Origin of the sequence: Ensifer sp., from assembly GCF_035999135.1 — a bacterium.
Lineage (GTDB): Bacteria > Pseudomonadota > Alphaproteobacteria > Rhizobiales > Rhizobiaceae > Ensifer.
On sequence record NZ_DASYGZ010000134.1, the window covers coordinates 1 to 10,986 of the forward strand.

Annotated in this window: 7 protein-coding genes; 2 read left to right on the top strand and 5 right to left on the bottom strand. The window is 63.6% G+C overall.

Features of this window, described 5'->3' with window-relative positions; translation table 11 throughout:
- Nucleotides 1-368 precede the first annotated feature (368 nt).
- Nucleotides 369-674 (bottom strand): hypothetical protein, encoded by a 306-nt coding sequence (locus VGO12_RS16075; protein ID WP_327513749.1) that lies wholly within the window; start codon nt 672-674, stop codon nt 369-371.
- Nucleotides 675-906: 232 nt separating this feature from the next.
- Here VGO12_RS16075 and VGO12_RS16080 point away from each other — a divergent pair, with 232 nt between their 5' ends.
- Nucleotides 907-2,670 carry an adenylate/guanylate cyclase domain-containing protein gene (locus VGO12_RS16080; RefSeq protein WP_327513743.1) on the top strand — a complete coding sequence of 588 codons (1,764 nt, stop codon included), beginning with the start codon at nt 907-909 and terminating at the stop codon, nt 2,668-2,670.
- A 97-nt stretch (nt 2,671-2,767) separates the two neighbouring features.
- Here VGO12_RS16080 and VGO12_RS16085 read toward each other — a convergent pair whose 3' ends face one another.
- Nucleotides 2,768-3,793, bottom strand: coding sequence for a DUF2950 domain-containing protein (locus VGO12_RS16085; RefSeq protein ID WP_327513744.1), 1,026 nt, complete (start codon nt 3,791-3,793; stop codon nt 2,768-2,770).
- Between the two features lie 21 nt (nt 3,794-3,814).
- Nucleotides 3,815-5,188, bottom strand: coding sequence for a DUF3300 domain-containing protein (locus VGO12_RS16090; protein WP_327513745.1), 1,374 nt, complete (start codon nt 5,186-5,188; stop codon nt 3,815-3,817).
- A 356-nt stretch (nt 5,189-5,544) separates the two neighbouring features.
- On the opposite strand from VGO12_RS16090, the gene VGO12_RS16095 reads away from it, so the two are divergent.
- Nucleotides 5,545-6,669, top strand: coding sequence for an AI-2E family transporter (locus VGO12_RS16095; protein ID WP_327513746.1), 1,125 nt, complete (start codon nt 5,545-5,547; stop codon nt 6,667-6,669).
- A 19-nt stretch (nt 6,670-6,688) separates the two neighbouring features.
- Here VGO12_RS16095 and VGO12_RS16100 read toward each other — a convergent pair whose 3' ends face one another.
- Both VGO12_RS16100 and VGO12_RS16105 read right to left on the bottom strand, forming a co-directional pair.
- Nucleotides 6,689-8,446, bottom strand: a complete 1,758-nt coding sequence (locus VGO12_RS16100; protein ID WP_327513747.1) for a hypothetical protein — start codon at nt 8,444-8,446, stop codon at nt 6,689-6,691.
- A gap of 200 nt (nt 8,447-8,646) precedes the next feature.
- Nucleotides 8,647-10,647: a GGDEF and EAL domain-containing protein gene (locus VGO12_RS16105; RefSeq protein WP_327513748.1), complete on the bottom strand. Its 2,001-nt coding sequence runs from the start codon at nt 10,645-10,647 to the stop codon at nt 8,647-8,649.
- Between the last annotated feature and the right edge of the window lie 339 nt (nt 10,648-10,986).

The window sequence follows — 10,986 nt, forward strand, 5'->3', positions numbered from 1 at the left end:
TTCAGGGGCCCGCAAGGAGGCGCAGCCGACGAAGCGGGACAGATATCCGCAAATCCTGCCCCCGCAACCAAATCAAAAAAAGCCCGCCTGGACATATCCGGCGGGCTTTTGGCGTTTCTGGGGACCCAACAGACAGACGGCTGCCAGACCGCACCGACAAGCACGGAACAAGGCGGAGGACAGCGGGGAGGAGGAAGGCGACGCGGCGTATGTCCGTCGGATGTCAAGGAAGCGCCCTCCCGCGTCGAACGTCGGTATCCGTGCCACATCCACGTCAATGCCACGCCATTGGCGGCGGGCGCGGCGGATCGGCGCGTGCAACCGGATCCCGAAGTCCGCCCCCATTTTTCCTACTGGTCTGCGCGGCGCTAGATCCCGGAGCCGTCAAGTTGCTCTTCGTCATCGCCTTCCCATGGTGGTGGCATCGAGCTGCGGCCGAGATTGGCAGACGGCATCGGCATCCAGCACTTCAGTTCCGTATCGGCGTACTGCACGATGCGGCCGGGCGAGGAATCGGAGGCCCGCCAGCCTTCGGCTCCGAACTGATCGCCTTTCGACCAGTATGCGAGGTCGACTTCCGCCACTCCCTGTTCCGACGGGCGGATCGTGACGAGGATCCGGTTTCCGTTTTTCGGTGCGCTTGCCATGTGGCGCCAGGGGTCTGCTTCGGCCATCATTTTTTCTCCTGCCTCGGTTCAAGCTCGAAGTGTCGCCTTGCCGTCGGCCACGGTCAACTCAAACTTCGGATGGTGAGAGAGCCGGGCGCATGCGCCGGGGTCGGCCCTTCCGCACTTCCGCCGACGTCAAGAATGCTCTTCCACCTCCCTGACGACAAACATCCGCGGATGTGGGACAGTGGATCTCAGTGCAGCAACAGATGTCGCGCCTGAAGGAGCCATCACTGCCGTGGATCGCAAGCTTGCAGCCATCCTTTCGGCCGATGTTGCCGGCTTCAGCCGCCTTGCCGCGCTGGACGAGGAAGCGACGCTTCGCGCCCTTGACGTTTGCCGCGGCCGGATTGCCGAACTGGTCGACGACCATGGCGGCCGCATCTTCGGCAGCGCAGGCGACGGGCTCGTCGTCGAGTTTCCAAGTGCTGTCCAGGCGGTGCGGTGCTCGGTCCAGATCCAGCGGGACCTCTGCAGTCTCGTGCAGGATCTTCCGCCCGATCGCCGTCTGCAGTTCCGAATTGGCATCAATCTCGGCGATGTCGTGGTGTCGGGCAACGATCTGCTCGGCGACGGCGTGAACATCGCTGCGCGCATGCAGGAGATCGCCGCACCGACGGGGATCTGCATTTCGGCCGCGGTGCGCGACCATCTCGATGGCAAGGTATCGTTCGCAATGACGAGCCTTGGCGTGCGGACCGTGAAAAACATTCCCCGGCCGATTTCCGTCTTTCGGGTCGATTGGCAGGAGGAGACGCGTATCGAATCCACGATCGCGCCGCAGCTATCCTTTGCAACCGGGCGCAACGCAGACCAGCCGTCGATCGTGGTGATGCCTTTCGACAACTTGAGCGGTCCGGGCGATGAATACTTCGTCGATGGTGTCGTGGAGGAAATCACCGCGGCGCTCTCTCGCGTCCGCAATTTCTTCGTGATCGCCCGGCAGTCCGCATTCACCTACAAGGGGCGCTTTGCCGACGTGCGCGACGTCGGCCGGGAACTTGGCGTCAACTACGTCGTCGAGGGCACCGTGCGCCGGGGCGGCAACCGGCTGCGCATTTCGGTGCAACTCATCGACGCGGAGACAAGGACGCAGTCCTGGTCCGAGCGCTACGAGGGGGCAGCCGAAGATATCTTCGACTTCCAGGATCGCATCGCGGCACAGGTGGCAGGCGCGATTCATCCGGCGATCCGCGATGCCGAGATCGCATTGGCGAAACGCAAGCCGCCGACCAGTCTCAGGGCCTATGATCTCGTCATGCGCGCCTATCCGAACCTTTGGGGCCGCCGCAAGGAGACGAACCACGAGGCGATCGAGCTGCTGTGCCAGGCGGTCGCCGTCGATCCTGACTACGGTCGCGCGCACGCTCTTCTGGCGTGGTGCTACGCTTCGGACGCGTCTTACCTTTGGACCGAGCAGCCGCAGCGGGCGTTGGAGAATGCGCGGGCGTCGGTCGAAGCTGCCGGAGCGGTTGGCGACGATCCGACGGCGCTGACTGCAGCCGGCGCGGCCATGAGCATCTGCGGCGAGCAGGATCGTGCCCAAAGCCTGATCGAAAAGGCGCTGGCGCTCGATCCAAACAATGCCTGGGCGTGGGCGCGCCTCGGCTGGCTTGCGATCTTCAGGGACGAAGCGGCCCTGGCGCCGGAACGCTTCCAGCGCGGAATGGCGCTCAGCCCGAGAGATCCGCTCGCATTCAACATGCGGCTGGGGATGGCATTCTCGCTGGCTATGGAGGGATCGCTTCCAGCAGCGATCGCAATTGCCCAGGAGGTCGTCACGACCTACCCTGACGTGAGCTGGTCCTATCGTCACCTCGCGGCCTGGTCGGCAATGTGCGGCGATCTCAAAACCGCCCGGTGGGCGGCACAAAAGCTGCTGGCGGCCGAACCGGGTTTTACCATCGAGCGCTACCGCGCGCTGCCCTGGTTCAAGAACATCCCAGGCTGGGAAGACCGAATGGTCGAAGGCTTGCGGCACGCAGGACTGCCGGAACGCTAGACGCGGCAGGAGTTGCGGGCGACAGGGGATCTTCAAGGCAGACGGCGATACCGGTTCAGGTGCTCGCCGTCATCCGACCTTTGTGCGGATCTGCCTCTCAATCGTCCACGACGGCCCAGCTGTCATCCGGGTCGAAGCGGTCGATGAATGGTACGATCGCTTCTGTGCTCGGCCCGAGGTCCCGCTCGTAGACGATGCCCTGCTGGTTGACGACGAAAGTCTTCACGCCCGTCTCGGCATAGGTGACCGGCCAGGCGATGAGCGCGAAGCCGCCGATCATGTTGTCGTTGATGACGTAGTCATAGCGACCGCCGGCGATGTTGTCGCCCTGGGACGTCAGGATGCGGAAGCGGTAGCCGAAGTAGCCTTGGCCTGCCTTCGCCTTTTCCAGAGCCGCCTCGCTGATCTGGTCTCCGACCGGGCTTTCGCCGTCGCCCTGGTCGGCAGGCCAATAGAGGCCGTCCGTCTGGCCCGGCGTGCTGATCAGTTTCTGCGCATATTCAAGCACGCCATCCGAATCCCGATCCTCGGACGCGTATTCCTTCTGCGCATCGACATAGGCACGCACCGTGTCGATCGCCTGAAGCTCGTTTTCGCCGACCCGTCGGTTGACGATCTCTTCGAGGCCGACATAGGTGTCGAACGCCCATTTTCCGTCATCGCCCTTGGCGAGCGGGAAGGGCAGCGGCCAGAGCCGGTCGCCGATCTGGAGGATCTTGCGGCCTTCGAGGTCCCGAACGACGACATTGCGGGCCGCCCCCTCGCGAATAAGCGCAAACGTATCCTTGACGCCCTCGCTGTCCTTCAGCTTCTCGGCTTTCAGCCCCAGCAGTTTCGCCAGGCCGTCGAAATCGTCGGCCGCCAGTTTCGCCTTGAATTCCTCGACGGCCTTGGCCGGGTCGTCGAATTCCGGCGGGTCCTCGTCTGCGGCATAGATATCCAGGTCACCCACCATCTGGTCCGCTGGCGGCTGATCGGCCGGTGGCCGATCTCCTTGAGATTGATCACCCGCAGGCTTGTCTGCTGGCGGCTTGTCCTGCGCATAGGTGGAGCCGATTGGCGTTGCTACCAGAACCAGCGCAATCGCCGATCCCAGGAGAAGCGAATTGAAGAGTTTTGTCATGGTCGTTCTCCTGTCAGCCGGTCAACGTCTGCGGCCGCCGCCGCGCCCACCACCGCCGCCGCGATGCATTTGCGGCCTGCCGCCACCGCGGCTCATCTGCGGCCGTCCGCCACCGCGCTGGCCGCCGCCCATGCTGTGCCCACCACGGCGCGACGAGGCCATCTCACGGCGACCGGGATTGACGTTGCCAAGGCCGGAAGGCTTCCTCGGCCGGTTCTCCGCCCGGGCTGCCATCTTCTTTTTGCCGCCGGAGCGGTTGAGCTGGGCGGGCTTGTTGCCACCGCTCGGGCGGTTGATGCCAGGCTTTCCATCGCCGGCGCGCGCTTTCGCGAGCGCCTGTCCGCCACCGGCGCCGCCGGGACGGGCCGCCGGCCTCTGCTGCGCCTTCAACCCGTCGAGCGTGCTCTTGCGCACATCCCGGATCTGCCCGCCGCCACCGCCTCCAGGCCGCGCGTTCGGCCGGTCGCGATTGATCTCGGCGGCACGGTTGCGCAGGTTGTTGTTGCCGTTCGCCTTGATGTTGTTCTTGATGCTGTTTCGGTCGAACTTCTGCAACTGGTTGCGGTCGAAGTTGATCTTGCTGCGATCGACGTTCTTCCAGTCGATGTCGTTCCACTTGACCTTGCCGTTGATGTTGTTGAAGCAGTTGTTGCAGTCGACATCGATGTCGCCGCCGTTCCAGCGACCACCCCAGACACCCCAGTCGTCCCAATCGACGATCGCGGCGAAGGCAGCCCCCGTGACCGCGCCGGCGAAGAAGGCAGCCCCCGGATACCAGTAGGCCGGATAGGGCTCGTCGTAATAACCGATCGGCGCGGGCGCGTAATTCGGCTCGTAGAGCATCTCCGGTGGGTATTGCGGTACGTAGATGGTTTCGGGATTGGCAGCCTGGATGATGACGTTATCGCCCTCCTGAACCACCTTCACCTTGTCGTCGGTCTTGATGATGTTCTTGGCAACCGCCTCGTCACGCAGTTGCTGGATGGCGATCAGCACGTCTTTCTGCTGGTTGGCGATCGCGTCCCCGAAGGACTGGGTCCATTCGAGATCCTCGCTCATCATCTTGACGATCTGCGGGTAGTTCAGCAGCGAAACGATGCTGCCGTCCCAGTCGTCCTTCGGCTTCATGTCCGGCTTTTTCTGGCGCGCCTCGAGGAAGCGCTCCGCCTCGACGATCTGCAGGGGGTAGAGGGCGGCGGCGGAAATGAGAGCCACCAGTTCGTCGGGATAGAGCGCGATGCGGGCAACGAGGACCTCGAGTTCGTCGTCGCTGAGCGGTTCGGGCGCCGTCTGCTCCTGAGCAGCGGGGGCGGCGGCCGTCTGTTGCGCCCAGACCGGTGTCGTTACCAGAAATCCTATTGCGCTCCCGAGCGCGATGATCGTTTTTCTGATCATCTATCCAGCCTCCCTCGTGTGTCGGGCGGGTGCGCGGGCGCTTCAACAAGCGCGCGTGACAGCCCCCTGTCGACGCTTCTTTGCTGCAACTTCAGTTTGATCTGGTCCAGTCCGTCTGGCCGCAGCCCGTGCCTTTGCTGCCATCTGCCACCTGAATCTCTAGAGGACGCCGGTCAATCGGGAAGGCCGCGTGACGTATGCTACTGTATGTTACTGCCGCAGGATTGCCCGCGGCCACGCATTCGCACGAGGGTTGGGTCAAGGGGCGTTTGCAACGCGGGTCGAAAGCTTCAGCCTTGGCGTCGCCGGCCAGCGTTATCGCCGCATCGCCAACGGTGCGTGAGAGAGGGACAAGCGTGGTCGAAGATCCTTTCCGGACCGGTGTTGCCCGTGACGCATCCACCAGGCCGTCCACCATCGAAGCGAAGATCACAGATCTTGCGAGAATCGGCATCGTCGGGCTCTTCGCCTATTGGGCCCTGACGCTGATTGCCCCCTTTGCCATCGTGCTCGTCTGGGCGGCGATCCTGACCGTGGCGCTCTACCCGGCCTATTCCGGCCTTGGCGGGGTCCTTCGATCGCGGCGGTTGTCTGCGTTTCTGATCACGCTCGGTTGCCTTGCCGTCATCGTCGCGCCGTTGACGGCGATCGCGTTCAGCTTTGCCGAAGGCGTTCAGGCGCTGCTGGCGAAGATGGGAGAAGGGGCCCTCAAGGTCCCGGCGCCGCCGGAGGGCGTGCGCGGCTGGCCGGTCATCGGCGAGCGGATCTATATGGCCTGGAGCATGGCGTCAGACAATTTCGCAAGCCTGCTGCGAAAATTCGAGCCGTCGCTGATGCAGGCCGGCACGATGGCGCTCGGCAAGATTGCGAGCGTCGGCGCGGAAGTCCTGAGCTTCGTGGTCTCGGTCCTGATCGCCGGTTTTCTGTTCGGCTCCGGCGAGCGCCTCGCAACGCTTGCGCGACGGTTCGCCGCCAGGATCGGCGGCGACAGGGGCGTCGGCTTCCTCAGGCTATCGACGGCGACGATCCGCAATGTGGCCCGTGGCGTCATCGGCGTTGCGTTGCTCCAGGCCTTTCTTTCCGCCCTGGTCCTCAGTCTGTTCAAGGTTCCTGCCCCCGGGGCGATCGCCTTCGTCGTGCTTATCCTGTGCCTTATCCAGATCGGACCGGCGCTCATCCTCCTGCCCGTGATCATCTGGGCCTGGGCGACGATGGATTTCGCGCCGGCGCTGCTGTTGACGCTTCTCCTGGTTCCGCTCTTTGTCATCGACAATGTCATGAAGCCCATTCTCGTCGCGCGCGGGCTCTCGACACCGACAATGGTGATCCTGCTCGGGGTCATCGGTGGCACGCTGTCCTACGGCTTGATCGGCCTCTTCCTCGGGCCGATCGTCTTGAGCGTCGTGCACGACCTCTTGATGGTCTGGATGCGAAGCGACGGCAGCGAACCCGACCCGTCGCAACCTGCGCGGCCGGACTGAGTGCAGACACGGTCAGCGGTCAGCGCACGGAGCCGCCACCGCGCGCCTGCTCGTAGGCCGTTTCGGCTATGGCAAGGCCCGCCTTGCGCAAGCCGTCGAACAACTGTTCCTGGTCTTCGGAACGGCGAAGACCGGGAACGGTCCCCCGGCGGACAGTCTCGAGAAAGCCCGGGGCGTTCGCCTCCAGCCAGTCGCGCTGCTTCTGCGCCTGCGCGGTCTTTCCGAGTTTGCCAAGGGTCGCCAAGAGCATCAGGTGATCCATTGGTGCCGGGCGAGGGCCGGCGACATGTGCCCACTGCTCGGCCGCACGATAATCTCCGCCGAAATACGAGCAGACCGCGCGCGCCGCCTCGACGGATCCGCGCGAGCCGAAATCGCGTTCAGCGACTGCGACGACCAGCGCGCAGCCGGGATCCCATTGGCCGGACAAAGCGAGCCGCAAGCCATATTCGCCGGCAAGCTCGGCATCGGCAGGATTGATCGCATGGGCCCTGGCGCCGGCCTTCAGCGCGGCATCGACTTCGCCCTGGAAAAACAGGGCCAGCATCTGCGCCTCAAGCGCACGGGGGTCTCGTGGATCCAGCTTCACCGCCCGGGCCGCTGCCTCCGCAGCCCGTTCCAAACCTGCCGACGGCGCAGGATCCGGATGGAAACGGAACGCATCGACATAGGTCATCGACAGCAGGGCCCAGCCGCTCGCGTAGGTCGGGAACCGGCTGACCGTGCGCTCGAGGCAATCCGTGGCAATGGCACGGCCCTCTGGGCTGACGTCGTCGCGGTGGTCGTAATAGGCCAGCGTGCAGGCATAGGCCTGCCATTCCCCCGCGACCGCGTGACTGAACGCCCTGGCGCTGGCCTGAAACAGGGCGCCATGCGGCTGAGCGACATCGCTTGCAACCGCCTGGCCGGTCTGTGCCTGCAGATCGATGATGGCGCGCCCCTTCAGCGCCTGCTCGTAGGTGTCTGCCCAGACCACCGCCCCGTCCGATCGCTGGATCAGCCTGACGCCCAGCCGAAGCCTGTCGCCATCCATCTGGACGCGGCCTGCGAGCGTGAAGGTCGGATCGTCTTGCACTCGCTGCGGGCCGTGCGGGTCTTCAGGCGTGACGACGACGACCTCCTTGAACCTGGCGATCGCATCGGCGACCTCGCCGGTGAGGCCGCGCACCATCATCGCCGACTGCGCGGTACCGGTCAGGTCCTCGAACGGCTTGACGAGCAGCCGCGGAACTTTCGGCAGCGCGTGGCGGGTGACGGTGTCGTCCCGCCCGGCGTGGAAAACCGTGCTTGCGGCCAGGCCGCCGGCAAGGCAAAGGGCAGCTGCGGCGCCAAGCCAGGTCACGCGCCGGACGCGCAGATGCCCGGTCATTCCGGTGGCGTCCGCCTGCAGCGGCAGTGCGGGGCGCCGCGTGAAGGTTGGCACATAGGCGCCCTTGGGGATGCTGATCACGATCGGGTCGGTGCGTCCGGCAACGAGATAATAACGTTCGAGCGCGCGGCGAATACGACCGGCCTCGATCCTGACCGCAGGGTCGGTTTGCGGATCGAAGGAGCTGTCGCGGCCGAAGACTTCGGTTGCGATCGAATAGGCCTTTATGCGGTCGCCCCGGCCGGCCAGCGTCTCCTCGATGACATAGGCCAGGAACTTGCGATCGCGATCCGGTGCGTCGAACTCGGCGCTGCGGCGGATCCGGTCGAGTTGCACCAGGATTTCAGCATTGCTTGGGGGCTGAGAGGCCCGTTCGCATCCGACGTCCTTCTCTTGTTCGACTGCCATCGCGCGCCTCCATGGGCACAATGTGAGATTGTAACCGGCGGCACTGTAAGTTCCCGTATTCTACGTCCCCAACCAGCTGATGCGCAACTCATATTAGTCAAGCCTGCTCGGGCTCCCGTTTCAGGGAGGAGACGAAGCACGGGCTTAAGTTGCAGGGACCAAGGCGCCGCATGGTCTCGACAAGGCGGGGGCGGACCGGGTTATGAGCGGGCGATGCTTCGCACCGGCGCGCGCGGCGTGTCCTCGGGCTGTGCGCGCAGCGTCTCGGCAGGCGCCGGCCGGCCGACATGGAAGCCCTGGACGTGGTCGATCCCGAAGCGTCGCATCAGGGCCAGCTGCTCGTCTGTCTCCACGCCTTCGATCAGGATCTTGTGTCCGCGGTTGCGCACCAGCCCGATGATGTCCTGCAGCATCGCGCGTCCCTTGGGCGTGGCGCAATCATGCAGGAAGGAGCGGTCGATCTTGACCGTGTCGAAATCGATCAGTCGCAGCCAGGAGAGGCCGGCAAAGCCGGTTCCGAAGTCGTCGAGCCAGATGCGGATTCCGAGCGTCTCTAGGTCGCTGATACACCGCAGGATGCCCGAATGCATCTCCATCTCGAGCCCTTCGGTGATCTCGAACGCGAGACGGCTGCCGGCAACGCCGGTCTCCCCGAGGATCGCGGCGACCGAGGTTGCAAATCCAGGGGTCTTCAGCTGGATCGGCGAGACATTGACGCTGACGAGCGGCACATGGTTGTCGACCAGCAGTTCGCGGCAGACGGTCTTGATCGCCCAGCGACCGAGATCGAGAATGGCGCCGGTTCGCTCGGCAACCGGGATGAAGAGGCTGGGGGGGACCGAGGTGCCGTCCAGCATCGTCAGGCGCATCAGCGCCTCGACCGCCTCGACCTCGCCGGTCACGACGTTGCGGATCGGCTGGTAGACGAGAGAGACGAGGTTCTGATCGATGGCGATTTTCAGGAGCGCCGCAATGTTCTCGCTCTCGTCGCTGCTTTGCGGGTCGTTCGGATCGAACAGCTTGGCGCAATTGCGGCCATTCGCCTTGGCGGCGTAGAGCGCGCGATCGGCTTCGTGGATGATTTTCTCAAGCTTGGCGCCGGTCTGGTTGCGGGTGAACGCCGCGCCGACGCTGACCGTCACGATCGATATGCCGTCGCGTCGCTGCTCGTGCACGAGGCGCATGCGTTCCACCGTACGGCAGATCGTCTCCGCAAGCTCGGCCGCCTGTTCCCGTGTGTCCAGCCGGACAAGAACGATGAATTCCTCGCCACCGTAGCGGCCGATCGAGCCCTGGTAGTCCTTGATGGCCTCACCCAGCGCATTGGCCACCAGTATCAGGCAGCGATCGCCTTCCTGGTGGCCGTAGCAGTCATTGTACTTCTTGAAGAAATCGACGTCGATCAGCATGGCGGTGAAGCTCTTGCCGAGCCTTTGCCAATCGTTCCAGTAGTCGCGCAGCTGCTGGTCGATGGCGCGGCGGTTGTCGAGGCCGGTCAGGGGGTCGGTGTTGGACAGGCGCAGCAGGGCCATGCCGCGTTCCGATGCCTCGTTCTGCTGGATCTTCGCTTCGAAGGCGTTGAGGAAAACCTTGTAACGCTCCCGGTTGAGCTTCCAGTTCACATAGGAGGTGAAAACGAAGCAGGAGAGGTAGAAGGTTCCAAACGCAATCAGATAGGACGGGTTGTGTTCGGAGAAGAACGACAGCGCGATGAAGAACGTCACGAGCACGATGCTGGATGCGACGACGGAGAGGCGAAAGCGGAAGCTGAAGAAGAGGTTGGCACCCATCATGAAGATGGCGCCGAAGATCATGTAGTAGGACATGCTGTCCGTATCGGCCGTCATCATCGCCGGAACGAGCCAGCCGATGTAGCCGAAAACGAGTGCTGCGGCACAGGTGCCGTCGAGCCACTTGGTTCGCGCCTTCAGCCGGAACAGGATCTCAAGGGTCAGAAGCGAGCCGATGCCGACGACGAGGCGGGCAAGGATCGTGTAGAAGGCGACGTCGGGGATCAGCAAGATGTCGGGGATGAAGAAGAGCAGGTAGACGACGACGGCCACCCACAGCCCTTGCCGCGTCGCCGCGCGCCGACCGGCCTCACCCTCCATGCGATAGAGGGTCTGAAGCTCAGCCAGGTGCGGCCTGTGCGGCTGCTTGTGTAGGTCGATGTCAACTACGTCGGCCAACGTGTGCTTCATGCACTGATCCATCGCGGTGCGTCACGGTCAACGGAAATTCCTCGTCATATTTCCATCGATAGACGCTGTTTCGAACACTCCCTGCGTGCTCTCCGCGCGCAAGATGCAACAAGGGCGGGAAACGCTGCGAGGCATGATAGGGAGTGTCCATTAAGTTTTGTTAAATTAATGGGCGGGGACGCCTGTGATTCGGCATCACCCAAAGGGATGAGACACAGGAATTTACCTTATTATATACAAAAACTTGCAATCCGAGCTGGAATGCGCACATCTTCGCAACCATTGTTAACAAACCTTTAACGGATGGTCTCGCGTGCGCCAATTTCAGACTGTTTTCGA

Bases quoted from the DNA above. Each gene is read 5' to 3' on its own strand.
- VGO12_RS16075 (WP_327513749.1), bottom strand. From the start codon at position 674: ATGGCCGAAGCAGACCCCTGGCGCCACATGGCAAGCGCACCGAAAAAC.
- VGO12_RS16085 (WP_327513744.1), bottom strand. From the start codon at position 3,793: ATGACAAAACTCTTCAATTCGCTTCTCCTGGGATCGGCGATTGCGCTG.
- VGO12_RS16090 (WP_327513745.1), bottom strand. From the start codon at position 5,188: ATGATCAGAAAAACGATCATCGCGCTCGGGAGCGCAATAGGATTTCTG.
- VGO12_RS16100 (WP_327513747.1), bottom strand. From the start codon at position 8,446: ATGGCAGTCGAACAAGAGAAGGACGTCGGATGCGAACGGGCCTCTCAG.
- VGO12_RS16105 (WP_327513748.1), bottom strand. From the start codon at position 10,647: ATGAAGCACACGTTGGCCGACGTAGTTGACATCGACCTACACAAGCAG.